This window comes from Pseudokineococcus basanitobsidens, assembly GCF_037482545.1.
GTDB classification, from domain to species: Bacteria; Actinomycetota; Actinomycetes; order Actinomycetales; family Quadrisphaeraceae; genus Pseudokineococcus; species Pseudokineococcus basanitobsidens.
Genome location: NZ_JBBIAA010000003.1, coordinates 282965 through 302400, shown reverse-complemented (window position 1 = coordinate 302400; position 19436 = coordinate 282965). Strand labels below are relative to the sequence as shown.

The window sequence follows — 19436 nt, the reverse complement described above, 5'->3', positions numbered from 1 at the left end:
CGGCGGCCTCACTCGCGACCCAGGTCGCGGTGGACGACGCGCGTGCTCACGTCGGTGCCCGCGAGGCGCGCGGCCAGCTGCTCGCCGAGGGCGACGGAGCGGTGCTTGCCCCCGGTGCAGCCGACGGCCACGGTCGCGAAGCCGCGGTGCTCGCGCCGGTAGCCGGCGACCACGGGCTCCAGGGCGGCCGAGTACCGCTCCAGCCACTGCTCGGCCCCGGGCTGGGCCAGGACGAAGTCGCGGACGACGTCCTCCTGCCCCGTGTGCGCCCGGAGCGCGGGGTCCCAGTACGGGTTGGGCAGGAAGCGGACGTCGCTGACGTGGTCGGCGTCGACCGGGATGCCGTACTTGAAGCCGAAGGACATCACCGTGAGCTGGAGCTGCGGGCGCCCGCGCTCCCCGAAGTCCTCCGCGACGCGCGCCCCGAGCTGGTGCACGTTGAGCGCGCTCGTGTCGACGAGCAGGTCGGCACCGCCGCGCAGGGCGGCGACGAGGTCCCGCTCGCGCCGGATGCCGTCGAGGATGCGGCCGCCGGCCTGCAGCGGGTGCGGCCGGCGGACCGACTCGAAGCGTCGGACCAGCGCCTCGTCGGAGGCCTCGAGGAACAGCACCCGGACGACGACCCCGCGGCCGCGGAGCTCGCCCAGCGCGGACTGGACCTCGGGGAAGAACTCCTGGCCGCGCACGTCGAGGACCACCGCCACCCGCGGGAGCCCCCGACGGGCCCGGGCGGCGAGGCCCGCGAGGGCGCCGAGCATCTGCGGCGGCAGGTTGTCGACGACGTACCAGCCCAGGTCCTCCAGCCGGTCGGCGACCGTCGAGCGCCCGGCGCCGGACATGCCGGTGATGACGAGGACCTCCGTGGTCCCGGGGTCGCGGGCCGGCCCGGGCCCGTCCTCGCCGACCGGGGCACCGTCCTCGCCGACCGGGGCACCGCCGGCGTCACCGCCGCCCGGGGCGTCGCCGCCCGCCGGCACGGGGACCTGACCGCCGGCCGCGGGCAGCGACGACGCCGGCGGGCCGGAGGAGGTGGCGGACCAGCCGGGGGGCTCGTCACCGGCCGCGGGCCCGTCACCGGCCGCGGGCCTGTCACCGGCCGCGGGCCTGTCACCGGCCGCGGGCCCGTCACCGGCCGCGGGCCCGGGGCGGCCCGGACCCCCGGGGCGGCCCGCCGTCAGGGCCGTCCGCCCCGCGTCGTCCCCGTCGACGACGGGGACCTCGCCGGTCTCCTCGAGGTTGCCCCAGGGGCTCGGTCGTCCCGGGGCCGGGGGCTCGGGCGGCGTCTGGTCCGCGCCGGGGCGCTCGTCGCTCACCCCGCGATGATCGCAGCGGCGGCGGCGCGCGTCGACGTCCGCCCGTCTCAGTCGTCGAGCAGCTCGCCCGTCGCGGTGTTGACCCGCAGCGGTGCCTCCTCGGCCCCGCCGCGGCCCTCCCGGCGCGAGGACGTCTGCGCGGGGACGCGCTCGCCGGCCGGGGCGAGGGCGTCCAGCACGGCGCGGGCGGTCGCGGGTCCGACGCCCGGCACCTCGCACACCTCGTCCACCGTGGCGGCGCGCAGCCGCTTGAGGGAGCCGAAGCGCTTGAGCAGCGCCTGGCGCCGCGCGGGCCCGAGACCCGGGACGTCGTCGAGGGCGCTGCGCGTCATCGAGGAGCTGCGGCGCTGCCGGTGGTAGGTGATGGCGAAGCGGTGGGCCTCGTCGCGGACCCGCTGCAGCAGGTACAGGCCCTCGCTCTGGCGGGGGAGGACGACGGGGAACTCCTCCCCCGGCAGCCAGACCTCCTCCAGCCGCTTGGCGAGCCCGACGAGCGCCACGTCGGTGACCCCGAGCTCGTCGAGGGCGCGGGCGGCCGCCTCGACCTGCGGCTGCCCGCCGTCCACGACGACGAGCTGCGGCGGGTAGGCGAAGCGCCGCGGGCGCCCGGTCTCCGGGTCGACGGGCTGGTGGCCCGCCTCCCCGGCCGCGGTGGCTCCCTGCTCGTCCCGGACGCGCCCCCCACCGGCGGGCACCGGCTCGACGTCGCCGTCCGCCGGCGCGGCGACCTCCTCGGGCGCCGGCGACCCCGCGGACGGGATCCCGTCCACGAGGTGCCGGCGGAAGCGCCGCAGCATCACCTCGTGGAGCGCGGCCGTGTCGTCCTGGGCGTCCCCGGCCCGCACCGACTCCCCGCGGACGGCGAAGCGCCGGTACTCCCCCTTGCGCGGCAGGCCGTCCTCGAAGACGACCATGGACGCGACGACCTCGGTGCCCTGGAGGTTCGAGACGTCGTAGCACTCGACCCGCAGCGGGGCCTCGTCCAGGCCCAGCGCCTCCTGCAGCTCGGCCAGCGCGAGGCTGCGCGTCGTGAGGTCGCCGCCACGGCGCGTCTTGTGCAGGGCCAGCGCCTGCGAGGCGTTCTTCGCCACCGTCTCCAGGAGGGCCCGCTTGTCGCCGCGCTGCGGCACGCGGACGTCGACCGTGGACCCGCGCAGGCCCGTGAGCCAGGTGGTGACGTCGGCGGCGTCCGCCGGCTCCACGGGAACGAGCACCTCGCGGGGCACGGCGCCCGTCGGCGCCGTGCGCTCCTCGCCGGGCCGGCGCGCGGAGGCGTCCTCGCGGTCCGCGGCCGCCGACGAGAGCGTGCCCGCGTCCCCGTAGACCTGCTGCAGGAGGTGCTGGACGAGCCCCGCGGTGGTGACGTCCTCGACCTTCTCCACGACCCAGCCCCGCTGGCCGCGGATGCGGCCGCCGCGGACGTGGAAGACCTGGACGGCGGCCTCGAGCTCGTCCTCGGCCAGGGCGAAGACGTCGGCGTCCGTCGCGTCGGGCAGCACGACCGCGCTCTTCTCGAGCGCGCGGCGCAGGGCACCGAGGTCGTCCCGACGACGGGCGGCCCGCTCGTAGTCCATGTCGGCCGCGGCGTCGCGCATCTCGGCCTCGAGCCGGCGCTCGAACTTGGCGGTGCTCCCGGCCATGAAGTCCGCGAAGTCCTCGGCGAGCGCCCGGTGGTCCTCCTCGCTGATCTTCCCCGTGCAGGGGGCCGAGCACTTGCCGATGTAGCCGAGCAGGCACGGCCGTCCCACCTGGGCCGCGCGGCGGAGCACGCCCGCGGAGCAGCTGCGGATGGGGAAGACGCGCAGGAGGAGGTCGACGGTCTCGCGGATGGCCCACGCGTGCGTGTAGGGGCCGAAGTACCGCGTCCCCTTCCGCTTGGTCCCCCGCATCACCTGCACGCGAGGGATCGGCTCGCCCATCGTGATGGCGAGGTACGGGTAGGACTTGTCGTCCCGGTACTTGACGTTGAAGCGCGGGTCGAACTCCTTGATCCAGGAGTACTCCAGCTGCAGCGACTCGACCTCGGTCGCGACCGTCGTCCACTCCACCGAGGCCGCGGTCGTCACCATCTGCTGGGTGCGCGGGTGCAGGCCGGCGAGGTCCTGGAAGTACGACGCCAGCCTCTGCCGCAGGCTGCGCGCCTTGCCGACGTAGATGACGCGGCCGTGGCTGTCGCGGAACCGGTACACGCCCGGGGAGTCGGGGACCTCCCCCGGCCGCGGGCGGTAGGAGGACGGGTCGGCCACCGCTCCAGGGTAGGTCGCCCCCGGGACGCCTCCGCCCCTCCGGCGGCCCGGTCAGCGCCGCAGCCCGTCCGGCCCACCCGCCTCCGTCCGTGCACCGGTGCTCCCGGGCACGCCGGCCGCGGCGCCCTCCCCCTTCGGGCGCTGCGCCGGCAGCGCCGGCGGCCGCCGCGCCGAGGCGGTCGCCGGCACGCCCTGCCCCGGCGAGGACGACGGCACGGGCGGGGACGACGGCACGGGCCCCGGGTGGCGCCGGGCGTCCTCCCGCACGAGGGGGGCGAGCGCCTCGACCGGCAGGGCCCGCGACCACAGCCACCCCTGGCCCAGCGCGACGCCGTAGCCCGCGAGCGGTGCGACCTGCCACGGCTCCTCGACGCCCTCGGCGAGCACGACGAGCCCGAGCGCCCGGCTGAGGCCCACGAGCGCCTCCAGGACGCGCGCCGTGCGCGCGTCGTCCATGGCCGCGACGAGCGAGCGGTCGACCTTCACGACGTCGACGGGCAGCCGCGCGAGGTAGGTCAGGGAGGCGTAGCCCGAGCCGACGTCGTCGACCGCGATGCGCGTGCCCGCCGCCCGCAGCGCCGCCATGACGCCGAGGGCGGGGTCGTCCTCCTCGACGAGGAGGCTCTCGGTCACCTCGACGACGAGGGCGGTGGCGGGCACGTCCTCGGCGGCCAGGGCCGCGAGGACGAGGTCGGGGTAGGCCGGGTCGCGCAGCTCCAGCGGCGAGGCGTTGACGGACAGCGTCAGCCCGCGCTCGACGGCGCCGCTGGCGCGCAGGGCCGCGAGGCCGCGGCGCATCGCCGAGCGCCCGACCCCGGGCACCAGGCCGGCGTGCTCGGCGACCTCGACGAACTCCTCCGGGCCGACGCGGCCGAGGACCTCGTCCTCCCACCGCGAGAGCACCTCGAAGCCCTTCAGCCGGCCCGTCCCGAGGTGCACGAGGGGCTGCAGCTCGACGTGCAGGGCGTCCTCGGCCAGGGCCCGGCGCAGCCGGCGCTCCACGAGGGCGCGGCGGCGCAGCCGCTCGGCGACGGCCCCGCGGAAGCAGGTGGTCCGGTCCCCGCCCGCGCGGGAGGCGGAGGCCGCGGCCGTCGTGGCCTCCGCGAGGACGTCCCGGGCCGCCGGCACCCCCTCCGTCCCCGGGCCCCGTCCCGGGCCCGCGTCCACGCCCGCGATCCCGGCGCTCGCCGTCAGCGCGGGCAGGCCGCGGGCGCCCGCCTCGGCCGCGACGAGGGCGCGCGCCTCGTCCGCCGCGGACGTCGCCTCCTCCGGCCCGCAGGCGAGGAGCACGACCAGCTCGTCGCCCCCGGCCCGGAAGGTCCGCGCCTCCTCGAAGCGACGGGCGAGCGCCTCCGCCACGCCCACGAGGACGACGTCGGAGGCGGTGCGGCCGAGGCGCTCGTCCACCTCGGCGAAGCCGTCGAGGTCGAGCAGGACCATCGACGCGGCGCCGCCGTCGCCGGCCAGCTCGTCGAAGGCGTCCGCGAGCGCCCGGGCGCTGCCGAGGCCGGTGAGCGCGTCGACCCGGACCTGGCGCGACAGCCGCCGGACGGCCCGCAGCCGGGAGCGCAGCCGCAGCACCTCGCGCAGCCCCGCGCTGACGACGGCGAGGAGACCGAGCACCGCGGTGACGACGTCCGCCCCGGTCGCGACGAAGACGCCCAGCGCGACGAGCCAGACGACGTAGACGGCCGCCGTCGTCACGACCGCGGCGTAGCTCTCGCCCTCGTCCGTCCTGCCGGTGCGCCGGCCCAGGAGCGCGCCGCGGCCGACGCCGTCGACGCCGCCGAGGACGACGGGCCACGCGAAGCACTGCACCGCCGCGAGCCGCCAGTCCCAGACGGCCGCCCCGGCGACGAGCTCCCGGGTGACGGCGAGGTCCCCGAGGGCGAGGGCCGCGAGCCCGGCGATCAGGACGACGACGCCGGCGTCCCGTCCCACCATGGCCACCTGGGCGAGCAGCCCCAGGAGCAGCAGGTACAGGAGCACGACGACGACGCAGAAGCCGACGAGCGCCGACGAGGCGCCCTCGGAGGAGAACCAGGCCATCCACACCGCCACGGCGGTGCCGAGCGCCAGCACGACGGCGTCCACCGACAGGGTCCGCAGCGCGCCCGAGCGCCCCGGTGGCCGGGGCAGGCGGAGGACCCCGGTCATGGCGAGCGGCCCGGCGAGGAGGCTCAGCGCGTCGCCGGCGTTCGGCCGTGGCGGCGGGCCGGGCAGGAGCACGTCGAGCAGGACGCTGACCATCTCGCCGCCGCACCAGGCCAGGGCCGAGGCGGCGAGCCACCGGCGGGAGGCGCGCGCCGTCGGAGGGCTGCGCCGGGCCAGCACGACGACGCCGCCGACGAGGCCGCTCGTCGCGACGACGAAGGAGGCGACCGCGGGGGCGGCCTCGTGCGAGAGCACACCGGTCAGGACGACGGCCGCCGCGCAGCCCGCACCCACCGCCAGCGCCACGGCGAGCGCCCGGAGCACCTCGCGCCCCGGCGCGGGGTGCCCCGGCGACGCCGCGACGAGGTCCCGGGGCGTGGTGGTCACGCCCTCGTGGTCGGCGGGCGCCGTGCGCTCCTTGAGCCGTGGCGGCCCCCGGTCGCACCGCCCCACCCAGCCGCACCGCCCCACCCAGCCGCACCGCCCCACCTAGCCGCACCGCCCCACCCAGCCGCACCGCCCCACCTAGCCGCACCGCCCCACCCAGCCGCACCGCCCCACCCAGCCGCACCGCCCCACCCGACCGCCTCGCGGCTACGGGCCGGCCGCGTCAGGCCGGCGCGGCCGCCTCGCGGCGGCGCGGCGCGGGCGGGCCGTCGACGTGGTCGGGCGGTCCCGCGGACGGCCGGCTCCCCCGGCCGGCGGCCGGGGCGGAGGACCGCACGTCCGGCGGCGCGTCCGGCCGCTCCTCGGGCGGGACGCCGAGCGCCTCGGCCAGGAAGCGGCCGGTGTGGCTGCCGGCGTGGCGCGCCACCTGCTCCGGCGTGCCCTCGGCGACGACGCGGCCGCCGCCGCCGCCGCCCTCGGGGCCCATGTCGACGACCCAGTCGGCGTTCTTGACGACGTCGAGGTTGTGCTCGATGACGAGGACGGTGTTCCCCTTGTCGACGAGGCCCTGCAGCACGCCGAGGAGCTTGCGGATGTCCTCGAAGTGCAGGCCGGTCGTCGGCTCGTCGAGGACGTACACGGTGCGCCCGGCCGAGCGCTTCTGGAGCTCCGACGCCAGCTTGACCCGCTGCGCCTCGCCGCCGGACAGCGTCGGCGCGCTCTGGCCGAGCCGCACGTAGCCGAGGCCCACGTCGACGAGCGTCCGCAGGTGCCGGGAGATGGCCGGCACCGCCGCGAAGAAGTCGACGGCCTCCTCGATCGGCATCTCCAGGACGTCGGAGACCGTCTTGCCCTTGAAGTGCACCTCGAGCGTCTCCCGGTTGTACCGCGCGCCCTGGCAGACCTCGCACGGCACGTAGACGTCGGGGAGGAAGTTCATCTCGATCTTGATGGTGCCGTCGCCCTGGCAGTTCTCGCAGCGGCCGCCCTTGACGTTGAAGGAGAAGCGGCCCGGCTGGTACCCGCGGACCTTGGCCTCCGTGGTCGTCGCGAAGAGCTTGCGGACGTGGTCCCACACCCCGGTGTAGGTGGCCGGGTTGGAGCGCGGGGTGCGGCCGATGGGGCTCTGGTCGACGTGGACGACCTTGTCGAGGTGCTCCAGCCCGGTGACGGTGCGGTGCCGGCCGGGCACGCGCTTCGCGCCGTTGAGCCGGTTGGCGAGGACCGTGTAGAGGATGTCGTTGACGAGGGTCGACTTGCCCGACCCGGAGACCCCGGTGACGGCGACGAGGCAGCCCAGCGGGAAGGCCACGTCGACCCCCGCGAGGTTGTTCTGCCGCGCGCCCTTCACGACGAGCTGGCGGGAGCGGTCCCGGGGCCGCCGGCGCTCGGGCAGGGGGATGGACATCCGGCCCGAGAGGTACTTGCCCGTCAACGAGACGTCGTGCTCCAGCAGGCCCTGGACCGGGCCGGAGTGGACGACGTGCCCGCCGTGCTCGCCGGCGCCCGGGCCGACGTCCACGACCCAGTCGCTCGCCCGGATGGTGTCCTCGTCGTGCTCGACGACGATGAGCGTGTTGCCGAGGTCGCGCAGCCGCGTGAGCGTGTCGATGAGCCGGCGGTTGTCGCGCTGGTGCAGGCCGATGCTGGGCTCGTCGAGGACGTACAGGACGCCGACGAGGCCGGCGCCGATCTGCGTGGCCAGCCGGATGCGCTGGGCCTCGCCGCCCGACAGGGTGCCGGCCGCGCGGTCGAGGGAGAGGTAGTCGAGGCCGACGTCGAGCAGGAACCCCAGGCGGGCGTTGATCTCCTTCAGCACGGCGGCGGCGATCTGGCGCTCGCGGGGGGCGAGCTCCAGCGCGCCGAGGAAGGCGGCGCACTCGTCGACGGGCAGGGCGCAGACCTCCGCGATGGACCGGCCCCCCACCGTGACCGCGAGCACCTCGGGGCGCAGCCGCGTGCCCCGGCACACCGGGCACGGGATCTCGCGCATGTAGCCCTCGTAGCGCTCGCGCGACCACTCGGAGTCCGTCTCGGAGTGCCGCCGCCGTACGAAGGGCACGACCCCCTCGAAGCCCGTCGAGTACGCGCGCTCGCGCCCGAACCGGTTGCGGTAGCGGACGTGCACCTCGTGCTCGTGGCCCTGCAGGAGCGCCGTCGTCGCCCGCTTCGGCAGCGCCCGCCAGGGGGTGTCCATGGAGAAGCCGAGCTGGTCGGCGAGCCCGCGCATCACGCGCTGGAAGTAGTCCGCCGAGCCCGAGCCGCTCGCCCACGGCGCGATCGCCCCCTCGGCGAGGGTGAGCTCGTCGTCGGGCACGAGCAGCTCGGGGTCGACCTCCAGCCGGGTCCCGATCCCGGAGCACTCGGGGCACGCGCCGTAGGGGGCGTTGAACGAGAAGGTCCGCGGCTCGACCTCGTCCAGGGTCAGCGGGTGCTCGTTCGGGCACGCGAGCCGCTCGGAGAACCGCCGCTCCTTCTGCTCGCCCTCGGCGGCGTCCACCAGGTCCACGAGCAGGACGCCGTCGGCCAGGCCGAGCGCCGTCTCCACGGAGTCGGTGAGGCGCCGCTTCGCGCCCTCGCGCACGACGAGGCGGTCGACGACGACCTCGATGTCGTGCTTGAACTTCTTGTCGAGCTGGGGCGGCGTCGCGAGCGAGACGACGTCGCCGTCGACCCGCGCGCGCGAGAAGCCCTTGGTCTGGAGGTCGGCGAAGAGCTCGACGAACTCGCCCTTGCGGCCCCGGACCACGGGCGCCAGCACCTGGAAGCGGGTGCCCTCCGGCATCTCCAGGAGCCGGTCGACGACCTGCTGCGGGGTCTGCCGGCCGATGGGCTCGCCGCAGACCGGGCAGTGCGGCTGGCCCGCCCTGGCCCACAGCAGGCGCAGGTAGTCGTAGACCTCGGTGATGGTGCCCACCGTCGAGCGGGGGTTGCGGCTCGTGGACTTCTGGTCGATGGAGACGGCCGGCGACAGCCCCTCGATGAAGTCGACGTCCGGCTTGTCCATCTGCCCGAGGAACTGGCGGGCGTAGGCCGACAGGGACTCGACGTAGCGCCGCTGCCCCTCGGCGAAGATCGTGTCGAAGGCGAGCGAGGACTTGCCGGAGCCCGACAGGCCCGTGAACACCACCATCGCGTCCCGGGGGAGGTCGATCGAGACGTCGCGGAGGTTGTGCTCGCGGGCGCCGCGGATGACGAGCTCTGACTGCACCCCGCGATCGTAGGCGCGCCCGCCGACAGCGGGTCCGCGGGCAGCGGGCGGGGCAGGACGGCCCGGACGCGGCCCGTGGCGGCGGTGACGGCCTCGTCAGGAGACCGGCGGGTCCTCGTCCTGCCGTCCCGGCCCGGAGGCCTCCGGGCCGGGTGCCGGGGCGGGCGCGCCGTCGGCGCACCCCTGCGCGTCCACGTCCTCCAGCAGCCCCCGCCCAGGTGGCCCGCCGCTGCCCGCCGGGTAGGTCTCCAGCGGCACCCGCCCCGAGCGCCACGCCTGGACGACCGGCTCGAGGACCCGCCAGCAGTGCTCCGCGGTGTCGCCGCGGACCGACAGCGTCGGGTCGTCGTGCAGGACGCCGAGCAGCACCTGGCCGTAGGCGGTGAGCTCGCCCGGGCTGAGCTCGGTCCGCAGGCTGCTGCGCTCCAGGGAGAAGGCGTCGTCCTGGCCGTTGACGTCGAGCTCGAGCGTGATGTCGTCCGGCCCGAAGCCGATGCGCAGGCGCGTCGGGGAGGAGGTCCCGAGCAGGCCGGTCGGCAGGTGCGGCACGTGCCGGAAGGTGACGACGGCCTCCTTGCGCCGGCGCCCCAGCGCCTTGCCGGAGCGCAGGCGGAACGGGACGCCCGCCCACCGCCACGTGTCGACGGCGAGGACGACCTCCGCGAGCGTGTCGGTCTCCCGCGACGGGTCGACGCCGGGCTCGTCGGCGTAGGCGCCGACGTCCTGCCCGCCCAGGCGGCCGGCGGTCCAGCGCGCCCGGCGCGTGCACGACGCGGGGTCGTCCTCGTCCCACAGCCGGGTCGCCCGCAGCACCTCCGCCTTGCGGTCGCGCAGGTCGCGCGCCGAGATCGTGGCCGGCGGGTCCATGGCGATGAGCGCGAGCAGCTGCAGCAGGTGGCTCTGGACCATGTCCGCCAGTGCCCCGGCGCCGTCGTAGTACCCGGCGCGCCCCGCGAGGCCGAGGTCCTCGTCGAAGACGACGTCGACGCGCTCGACGTGCGCCGCGCTCCACAGCGGCTCGAACAGCCGGTTGGCGAACCGCAGGCCGAGTATGTTGAGGACGGTCGACTTCCCGAGGAAGTGGTCCACCCGGTGCACGTTCTCCTCCGGCACCAGGCGGGTGAGGACGGCGTTGAGCTCGGCGGCCGAGGCGCTGTCGTGGCCGAAGGGCTTCTCCAGCACCAGACGCGTCCCCGCCGGCACCTGCTCCGGGTCCAGGGCCCGGCAGGCCGCCGCGGTGACCGAGGGGGGCAGCGCGAAGTAGCAGACGACGTCCCCCCCGCCGCGCGCGGGAGCGCTGCGGGAGCCGGCGTCGGGCCCGACGTCGGACGCGGCGGCGTCGGCCAGCAGCCGGGCGAGGTCGCCGTCCGCGGCGACGTCGGTGCGCGCGTACCGCGTGGTCGCGACGAGGCGGTCCACGGACGGCCCGGACGCGCCGGCGCTCTCGGCCGCGGTGCGCACCCGCTCGGTCCACCACCCCTGGTCGTGCTCGTCGCGGTCCGCCCCGACGAGGCGGAGGTCGAGCTCCTCGCCGTGGTGGCTGACCAGCAGGTCGGCGAGGCCGGGCAGCAGCAGCCGCGAGGCGAGGTCGCCGCCGGCGCCCAGGACGATGAGGGTGGTCACGGTCGGGCTCCTGACGTGGCGGGCGGGGTCGGCGGTCGCGGCGGACGCCGGCGTGCCCCCTCGACCGCGCGACACCCTCGCGGCTCCCCGCGGCCGCCGCAAGCACCGCGCGTGCGCGGCGGCGCGCCGTGGCAGCCTGCGTCCATGCCCGCCTCCCCGCAGACCACCGGCTCGTCCTCGACCACCGGCACGTCCTCGACCAGCGGGTCCTCGCCGACCTCCGGCTCCCCGGCCACGGGCGGGCCCGGCCTGCACATCGAGGACTACGCCCTCATCAGCGACTGCCACAGCGCCGCCCTCGTGGGCCGCGACGGCAGCGTGGACTGGCTCTGCCTGCCGCGGTACGACTCCCCCGCCGTCTTCAGCGCCCTCCTCGGCTCCGCCGAGCACGGCCGGTGGCTCCTGCGGCCCGTGGACGACGGCGCCACGTGCGAGCGCCGCTACGTCGACGACTCCTTCGTCCTCGAGACGACCTGGACGACGTCCACCGGCGTCGTCCGGGTCACCGACCTGATGCCGACCAACGACGACCGCGCCGACGTCGTGCGCCGCGTCGAGGGCGTCCGCGGCAGCGTGCGGATGCGCCAGGAGCTCGTCGTGCGCCCCGAGTACGCCAAGGTCATGCCCTGGGTCCGGCGGGTCAGCGACCCGGACGGCCTCGACGGCCTGCTCGCCGTCGCCGGCCCGGACGCCTTCCTGCTGCGCGGCGGCCCCATGCCGACGCCGGACGACCACCGCCACGCGGGCGAGTGGGACCAGGAGGAGGGCGAGCGGCACGACGTGAGCCTCACCTGGTACCGCTCCTTCCGGGACATGCCCTCCCGGCTGGACGTCGACGAGCGGCTCGCGGCCACGCTCGCCTGGTGGCAGGACTGGGCCGACCGGGCCGACCCGGGCGAGCACCACCCGCACGCCGTCCGCCGGTCGCTGCTCGTGCTCCGTGCCCTCACGCACGCGGACACCGGCGGGATCGTCGCCGCGGCGACGACGTCGCTGCCCGAGGACTTCGGCGGGGAGCGCAACTGGGACTACCGGTACGTCTGGCTGCGCGACGCCGCCCTGACGCTCGAGGCCCTCCTCACCCACGGCTACCGGGAGGAGGCGGAGCGGTGGCGCCGCTGGCTGCTGCGCGCCGTCGCCGGCGAGCCGGACGACGTCCAGATCATGTACGGCCTCGCCGGGGAGCGGGAGCTGCCGGAGCACGAGCAGCCGCAGCTGCCGGGGTACGAGGGCTCGAGCCCGGTCCGCACCGGCAACGGGGCGGTGGACCAGTACCAGGCGGACGTGCTCGGCGAGGTCCTCGTCGCGCTCGACCGCGCCCGCCGCGAGGGGGTGCCGGAGGACGAGTTCTCCTGGCCCCTGCAGCGGGCCCTGCTCGGCTACGTCGAGGAGAACTGGGAGCGCAAGGACCACGGCATCTGGGAGATGCGCGGGGACCTGCAGCACTTCACCCACTCCCGCGTCATGGTGTGGGCGGCGCTCGACCGCGGCGTGCGCGCCGTCCGCGAGGGCGGGATGGACGGTCCCGCGGACCGCTGGGCGGAGCTGCGGGACCGGGTGCGGGCGGAGGTCGAGGAGCACGGCTGGGACGCGGACCGGGGCACGTACACGCAGGTGTACGGCTCGCCGCAGGTCGACGCGTCGCTGCTCATGCTGGCCCAGGTCGGCTTCCTGCCCGCCGACGACCCGCGGATGCTCGGCACGGTGCGCGCCCTCGAGGAGGACCTGCTGCGCGACGGCTTGCTGCTGCGCTACGACACGGGGCCGGGCCTGGACGGGCTCAGCGGGGACGAGCACCCCTTCATGGCGTGCTCCTTCTGGCTCGTGGAGCAGTACGCCCGCAGCGGCCGCCTCGAGGACGCCCACGCGCTGATGGACCGCTGCCTCGCGTGCAGCAACGACCTGGGCCTGCTGTCGGAGGAGTACGACGCCGGCGCCGGACGCCAGGCCGGCAACGTGCCGCAGGCGCTGAGCCACCTCGCGCTGGTGCGGGCGGCCGACGCCCTGGGGAGCTGCGAGCCGGAGGGCCACCGGTGACCGACGCCCCCGCGGGCGGCGGGGCCCTCGACGCCGCGCGGCCGGTGCTGCAGGCCGTCCGCGTGTCGACGGCCCGGGTCTCGGAGATGGACAACGCCTGCTACCTGCTGACGTGCACCGCCACCGGCGCGCAGCTGCTCGTCGACGCCGCCGACGACGCCCCGCGGCTGCTGGACCTCGCGGGCGGCCGGCTGGACGCCGTCGTCACCACGCACGGCCACCGGGACCACCACCGCGCGCTGCCGGAGGTCGTGCGCGCCACCGGGGCGCAGGTGCTCGTGGGCGAGCCGGACGCCGGCGACCTGCCCGTCCCTCCCGACCGCGTCCTCCGGCACGGCGACGTCGTCGAGGTGGGCGACCTGCGGCTCGACGTCGTCGGCCTGCGCGGGCACACGCCCGGGTCGGTGGCGCTCGTGCTGCACGACCCCTCGGGGCGCGTGCTGGTGCTCACCGGGGACAGCCTCTTCCCCGGTGGCGTGGGCGCGACGGGCGGGGACGCCGCGCGGTTCGCCCGGCTGCTCGACGACGTCGTCGAGCGCCTCTTCTCCGTCCTGCCCGACCGCGCCGAGGTGCTTCCCGGGCACGGCGAGCCGACGACGCTGGGGGCCGAGCGGCCCCACCTGGCCGCGTGGCGGGAGCGGGGCTGGTGACCGGCGCGGCGCGGGAGGCGCTCAGCCCCGCCGACCCGCCCGCTCGCGGCGCCGGCTGACGAGCAGCGACACGGCCGCCGTGGTCCCGAGGATGGCGACGATCGCCACGAGCGAGAGCCAGATCGGCACGAGCGGCGCCCACTCGACCGGCTCGCCGCCGTTGAGGAACGGCAGCGAGTTGTCGTGCAGCGCCTCCAGCACGAGCTTGACGCCGACGAACGCGAGCAGCACCGCCAGGCCGAGGTCGAGGTAGATCAGCTTCTTCAGCAGGTCCCCGACGAGGAAGAAGAGCTGGCGCAGCCCCATCAGCGCGAAGATGTTGGCGGTCAGGACGATGTAGGGCTCGCTCGTCAGGCCGAAGATGGCCGGGATCGAGTCCAGGGCGAAGAGCAGGTCCGTCGTCCCGAGCGCGACGAGCACGAGCAGCATGGGCGTCACCGCCCGGCGCCCGCCCTCGCGGACGACGAGGGTCGGTCCCCGGTAGTCGGGCGTCACCGGGGTGACGCGCCGCACGAGGCGGACGAGGCGGTTCTCCTGGAACTCCTCCTCGTCCTCGTCCGTGCCGGCACCCCGGACAAGGTTGACCGCGGTGAAGATCAGGAAGGCGCCGAAGAGGAAGAACACCCAGCTGAACGCCGAGATCAGGCCCGCGCCGACGGCGATGACCGCGGCCCGCAGCACCAGCGCGAGCACGATCCCGATGAGCAGCGCGTTCTGCTGCAGCTCCCGCGGCACCGCGAAGCGCCGGAAGATGAGCAGGAAGACGAACAGGTTGTCCACCGACAGCGAGTACTCGGTGAGCCAGCCGGCGTAGAACTCGCCCGCGGCGCGCCCGCCGGCGAACCACCACACCCCGAGCCCGAAGACGACCGCCGCGGCGACGAAGCCGGCGAGGTGCCGGGCGCTCTCGCGCGTGCTCGGCGTGTGGGGGTTGCGCCGGCTCGCCACGACGTCGACGGTCAGGAACGCCACCGCCGCCACGATGGTGGCCGCCCAGAGCCACCCGGGGACGTTCACCCGCGCTCGCCCTCGCCCGGGCGGGGACGGCCCGGGCCGGCGGGGGCGTCGTCGGGCACGTCGTCGAGCGCGGCGCCGCCACGCTCCCCCTCGCCCACGGGCGAGCGGGTGGCCGAGGGCACGCCGCCGCCCGGCTCCCCGTCCCCGCCCGCCGGGCCGTGCGGCCGGGCGCGCAGCGACAGCAGGGTGGTGATGCCGAGGGCCACGACGATGAAGGCCAGCGACAGCCAGGTCGGGATCTCGGGGATCGCCGTGACGTGCTCCCCGCCGTTGACGAACGGCAGCTCGTTCTCGTGCAGCGCGTGGATGAGGAGCTTCACCCCGATGAAGCCGAGGATCGCCGCCAGCCCGTAGTGCAGGTAGACGAGGCGGTCGAGCAGCCCGTCGATGAGGAAGTACAGCTGGCGCAGCCCGAGCAGCGAGAAGGCGTTCGCCGTGAAGACGAGGTACGGCTCCTGCGTGAGGCCGAAGATGGCCGGGATCGAGTCGACGGCGAACAGCAGGTCCGCGCTGCCGATGGCGATCATCACGACGAGGAGCGGCGTCACCAGGCGCTTGCCGTCGACCTTCGTGGTGAAGCGGTCCCCGTGGTAGGCGTCCGTGGTGGGCAGGACCCGCTTGGCGAGCCGCAGGACGGCGTTCTCCTGGAACTCCTCGTCCGCGTGGTCGTCGGTCCGCCCCGCCCTCGCCTGCGCCCAGGCGGTGTAGATGAGGAAGGCGCCGAAGATGTAGAACACCCAGGCGAAGTTGTCGATGACGGCGGAGCCGAGCGCGATGAAGATCGTCCGGAAGACGAGCGCCAGGGCGATGCCGATGAGCAGCACCTTCTGCTGGTACTCGCGCGGCACCGCGAAGCTGCTCATGATCAGCACGAAGACGAAGAGGTTGTCGACCGACAGGCTCTTCTCGGTGATGTACCCGGCGAAGTACTCGCCGCCGAAGGTGGCGCCGGAGACGACGAGCACGCCGAGCCCGAAGAGGACGGCGATGCCGATGTAGGCGGCCGACCAGACGGCGGCCTCCTTGATGCTGGGGCTGTGCGGCGTCCGCACGTGCACGACGAAGTCGTAGCCGATCATCGCGACGATGCCGGCGACGGTGATCGCCCACACCCAGATGGGCACGTCCATGGTGGTCCTCCGGAGGGCAGCAGTGGTGCACGACCGGAGGTCTCTCCCGCCCCGACAGCCCGGAGGCGCGGGACCGACGGCCCCGGAGGCTCCCGACCGGGACGGGCGAGCCGTCCGGACCGGGGCGCGTCGTGATGACGAGGCCGTCGCGCAGGGATACTCCCCTCCTCGACGTCCGCCAGTATGCGGGGGCGCGTCCCGCGGCGGCAAACGGCGCACGCCGGACGGCGGGGCGGCGAGCCCACGCCGCGGCCCTCGGCGGCGCCGGTCGAGGACGCGCCAGGCGCGACCTCAGGCGGTCGCGGCCTGCATCCCCCGCAGCTCCTTCTTCAGGTCGGAGATCTCGTCCCGCAGCCGCCCGGCCAGCTCGAACTGCAGCTCCGTGGCGGCACCGTGCATCTGGTCCGTGAGGTCCTGGATGAGCCCGGAGAGCTCGGCCGCCGGCATGGACGCCGCGCGCTGCCGGCGGTCGCCGACGTCCTCGCCCGCGCGCGAGGCCATCCCCGGCACGGGCGTCTTGCCCCGGGACTGCTGGCGCCCGCCGCCGCCGAGCAGCTCGGCCGTGTCGGCGTCCTCGCGGGCGAGCATGTCGGTGATGTCGCGGATCTTCTTCTTCAGCGCCGTCGGGGTGATGCCGTGCTCGCGGTTGTACGCGAGCTGGACGTCACGCCGGCGGTTGGTCTCGTCGATGGCCTTCGCCATCGACGGGGTCACCGTGTCGGCGTACATGTGCACCTGCCCGGAGACGTTGCGGGCGGCGCGCCCGATCGTCTGGATGAGCGAGGTCCCGCTACGCAGGAACCCCTCCTTGTCGGCGTCGAGGATGCTGACGAGCGAGACCTCGGGCAGGTCGAGGCCCTCGCGCAGCAGGTTGATGCCGACGAGGACGTCGAACTCGCCCTGGCGCAGCTCGCGCAGCAGCTCGACCCGGCGCAGCGTGTCGACCTCGGAGTGCAGGTAGCGCACGCCCACGCCGTGCTCCAGCAGGTAGTCCGTGAGGTCCTCGGCCATCTTCTTCGTCAGCGTGGTGACGAGGACCCGCTCGTCCTTCTCGGCCCGGCCGCGGATCTCCTCGAGCAGGTCGTCGATCTGGCCCTTCGTCGGCTTGACGACGACCTCGGGGTCGACGAGGCCGGTCGGGCGGATGATCTGCTCGACGTGGCCGTCGCCGCGACCGAGCTCGTAGGCCCCCGGCGTCGCCGACAGGTAGACGGTCTGGCCGATGCGCCCGAGGAACTCCTCCCACTTCAGCGGGCGGTTGTCCATGGCGCTCGGGAGCCGGAAGCCGTGGTCGACGAGGGTGCGCTTGCGGCTCATGTCCCCCTCGTACATCGCGCCGATCTGCGGCACCGTGACGTGGCTCTCGTCGAGCACGAGCAGGAAGTCCTCGGGGAAGTAGTCGAGCAGCGTGTTCGGCGCCGTGCCCGGCTCCCGGCCGTCGATGTGCCGCGAGTAGTTCTCGATGCCGGAGCACGACCCCACCTGGCGCATCATCTCGATGTCGTAGGTGGTCCTCATCCGCAGCCGCTGGGCCTCGAGCAGCTTGCCCTGCTGCTCCATCTCGGCGAGCCGGGCGGCCAGCTCGGCCTCGATGGTGCCGATGGCCCGCTCCATCCGCTCCGGGCCCGCCACGTAGTGCGTGGCCGGGAAGACGTACATCTCCTGCTCCTGCGCGACCACCTCGCCCGTCAGCGGGTTGAGCGTGTAGAGCTGCTCGATCTCGTCGCCGAAGAACTCGATGCGGACGGCGAGCTCCTCGTAGACGGGGATGATCTCCACCGTGTCGCCCTTGGCGCGGAACGTGCCCCGGGTGAAGGCCAGGTCGTTGCGGGTGTACTGCATGCCCACGAAGCGGCGCAGGAGGTCGTCCCGCTCGATCTGCTGGCCCACGTGCAGGCGGGCCATCCGGTCCACGTACTCCTGCGGCGTCCCGAGGCCGTAGATGCACGACACCGACGCGACGACGACGACGTCGCGCCGCGTGAGCAGCGAGTTCGTCGCCGAGTGCCGCAGCCGCTCGACCTCGTCGTTGATCGAGCTGTCCTTCTCGATGTAGGTGTCGGTCTGCGGCACGTAGGCCTCGGGCTGGTAGTAGTCGTAGTAGGACACGAAGTACTCGACCGCGTTGTGGGGCAGCAGCTCGCGGAACTCGTTGGCGAGCTGGGCCGCGAGGGTCTTGTTCGGGGCCATGACGAGGGTCGGCCGCTGGAGCTTCTCGATCATCCAGGCCGTCGTGGCCGACTTCCCGGTGCCGGTGGCGCCGAGGAGCACCACGTCCTTCTCCCCCGCCTCCACGCGCCGCGCGAGCTCGGCGATGGCGGTCGGCTGGTCACCGCTCGGCGAGTACTCCGACACCACCTCGATGGGGGCGACGGTGCGCTGGAGGTCGGTGACCGGTCTCATGCGTCCAACGGTAGGCGCCCCCTCCGACAGCCGTCCGTGCAGGCGCGGGCGACGGCTCGGAGGCGTCAGGAGCGCTCGCCGCGGGCCCGCTCCAGGGCGGCGCGGATCCACGGCCCCTTGCGGTGCGCGTACTCGTCCACGGAGCCGTGCGGCTGCGCCGCGAGCCGCGCCTTCAGCCCGGCGTAGGCGTCGCGCTCGTCGGCGTGCGCCCGCAGGAGGTCGCGCAGCAGCAGGACGTCCTCCGTCCGCCGGCCCGCCGGCCGCACGTGGCAGTTGACGGCCCGCGCCGGGTCGGCGTTCGTCGCGAAGCCCTTCGGCTCCGTCCGGCCGTCCGGCAGCTCGTCCTCCCACTCCCCCGGCGGCTGCACCAGCCCGGCGTCCCGCAGGTCGCCCGCGACCTCCTGCGCCGTCGCCAGGTCCGCCGTGACCACCTGGAGGTCGAGGACGTCCTTCGCCGGCAGACCGGGCACGGCGGTCGACCCGACGTGCTCCACCGACAGGGCGCGCCGCCCCGCCGCACGGCGCACCCGCGCGACGACGCGGGCCGCCTGCGCCGGCCAGGTCGGGTCCGGGGGCACGAGCTCGGCGCGGGCCGGGCGCGCGGCCCGCTCGCCGTGCCGGAGGTGCTCCTCGAAGGGCAGGAGCCGCTCCCGCCACAGCCGGTCGACCTGCGTCCGCAGCGCCTGCGGGTCACCGGCGCCGTCGAGCACGACGTCGGCCGCGGCGAGGCGCTCGCCGTCCGAGGCCTGCGCGGCGGCGCGCGCGCGGGCGTCCGCCTCGGCCCAGCCGCGGGTCTCGACGAGGCGGCGCACGCGGACCTCCAGCGGCGCGGCGACGACGACGACGAGCGGCCACTGCGCCGCCCGCCCGGTCTCCACGAGCAGCGGGATGTCGTCGACGACGACGGCGTCGGCCGCCGCCGCGGCGACCAGGGCGTCGCGTCGCTCGCGGACGAGGGGGTGCGTGATCGCCTCGAGGGCCCGGCGACGGCCGGGGTCGGCGAAGACGAGGGCGGCCAGGGCGGGTCGGTCCAGGGAGCCGTCCGGCGCGAGGACGTCGTGGCCGAGCTCGCCCACGACCGCGGCGAGTCCCGGGGTGCCGGGCGCCACGACCTCGCGCGCCAACGCGTCGGCGTCCACGACGAGCGCCCCGAGCGCCGCGAGACGCCCCGCCGCGGTGGTCTTCCCCGCGCCCGTCCCCCCGGTCAGCCCCACCCTCAGCACGACGGCACCCTAGGCCGCCGCCACCGGCGGCCGGACGCGCCG

At 75.6% G+C, this 19436-nt stretch carries 11 protein-coding genes; 2 read left to right on the top strand and 9 right to left on the bottom strand.

Annotated elements, in window-relative coordinates:
- Positions 1-8: 8 nt before the first annotated feature.
- The 5 genes from rapZ to WDZ17_RS05595 all read right to left on the bottom strand — a co-directional run bounded on the left by rapZ (position 9) and on the right by WDZ17_RS05595 (position 10934).
- Positions 9-977, bottom strand: coding sequence for an RNase adapter RapZ (rapZ, locus tag WDZ17_RS05615; RefSeq protein ID WP_422631842.1), 969 nt, complete (start codon positions 975-977; stop codon positions 9-11).
- 383 nt (positions 978-1360) lie between these two features.
- A complete protein-coding gene (gene uvrC / locus WDZ17_RS05610) occupies positions 1361-3559 on the bottom strand; it encodes an excinuclease ABC subunit UvrC (RefSeq protein WP_339574149.1) in 2199 nt (732 codons plus the stop codon).
- 51 nt (positions 3560-3610) lie between these two features.
- Positions 3611-6100 carry an EAL domain-containing protein gene (locus WDZ17_RS05605; protein WP_339574148.1) on the bottom strand — a complete coding sequence of 830 codons (2490 nt, stop codon included), beginning with the start codon at positions 6098-6100 and terminating at the stop codon, positions 3611-3613.
- 223 nt (positions 6101-6323) lie between these two features.
- Complete coding sequence (gene uvrA / locus WDZ17_RS05600) at positions 6324-9311, bottom strand: excinuclease ABC subunit UvrA (RefSeq protein ID WP_339574147.1); 2988 nt, start codon at positions 9309-9311, stop codon at positions 6324-6326.
- A gap of 96 nt (positions 9312-9407) precedes the next feature.
- Complete coding sequence (locus tag WDZ17_RS05595) at positions 9408-10934, bottom strand: glucose-6-phosphate dehydrogenase (protein ID WP_339574146.1); 1527 nt, start codon at positions 10932-10934, stop codon at positions 9408-9410.
- Between the two features lie 144 nt (positions 10935-11078).
- Between WDZ17_RS05595 and WDZ17_RS05590 the strand changes: the two genes are divergently transcribed.
- Complete coding sequence (locus tag WDZ17_RS05590; protein ID WP_339574145.1) at positions 11079-12971, top strand: glycoside hydrolase family 15 protein; 1893 nt, start codon at positions 11079-11081, stop codon at positions 12969-12971.
- Complete coding sequence (locus WDZ17_RS05585) at positions 12968-13621, top strand: MBL fold metallo-hydrolase (RefSeq protein ID WP_339574144.1); 654 nt, start codon at positions 12968-12970, stop codon at positions 13619-13621. The genes WDZ17_RS05590 and WDZ17_RS05585 overlap by 4 nt, the downstream gene beginning before the upstream one ends.
- Positions 13622-13642: 21 nt before the next feature.
- Here the strand turns inward: WDZ17_RS05585 and WDZ17_RS05580 are convergent, their stop codons facing one another.
- The 4 genes from WDZ17_RS05580 to coaE all read right to left on the bottom strand — a co-directional run bounded on the left by WDZ17_RS05580 (position 13643) and on the right by coaE (position 19394).
- A complete protein-coding gene (locus tag WDZ17_RS05580; protein WP_339574143.1) occupies positions 13643-14638 on the bottom strand; it encodes a TerC/Alx family metal homeostasis membrane protein in 996 nt (331 codons plus the stop codon).
- On the bottom strand, positions 14635-15768 hold the full coding sequence (locus WDZ17_RS05575) for a TerC family protein (protein WP_339574142.1): 1134 nt from the start codon (positions 15766-15768) through the stop codon (positions 14635-14637). The genes WDZ17_RS05580 and WDZ17_RS05575 overlap by 4 nt, the downstream gene beginning before the upstream one ends.
- A 291-nt stretch (positions 15769-16059) precedes the next feature.
- A complete protein-coding gene (gene uvrB, locus WDZ17_RS05570) occupies positions 16060-18171 on the bottom strand; it encodes an excinuclease ABC subunit UvrB (RefSeq protein WP_339574141.1) in 2112 nt (703 codons plus the stop codon).
- Positions 18172-18236: 65 nt separating this feature from the next.
- Positions 18237-19394, bottom strand: a complete 1158-nt coding sequence (coaE, locus tag WDZ17_RS05565) for a dephospho-CoA kinase (protein ID WP_339574140.1) — start codon at positions 19392-19394, stop codon at positions 18237-18239.
- Between the last annotated feature and the right edge of the window lie 42 nt (positions 19395-19436).

What these genes read in the sequence shown, in the direction of transcription:
- WDZ17_RS05590 (WP_339574145.1), top strand. Translation starts at nt 11,079, where the DNA reads ATGCCCGCCTCCCCGCAGACCACCGGCTCGTCCTCGACCACCGGCACG.
- WDZ17_RS05575 (WP_339574142.1), bottom strand. Translation starts at nt 15,768, where the DNA reads ATGGACGTGCCCATCTGGGTGTGGGCGATCACCGTCGCCGGCATCGTC.
- uvrB (WP_339574141.1), bottom strand. Translation starts at nt 18,171, where the DNA reads ATGAGACCGGTCACCGACCTCCAGCGCACCGTCGCCCCCATCGAGGTG.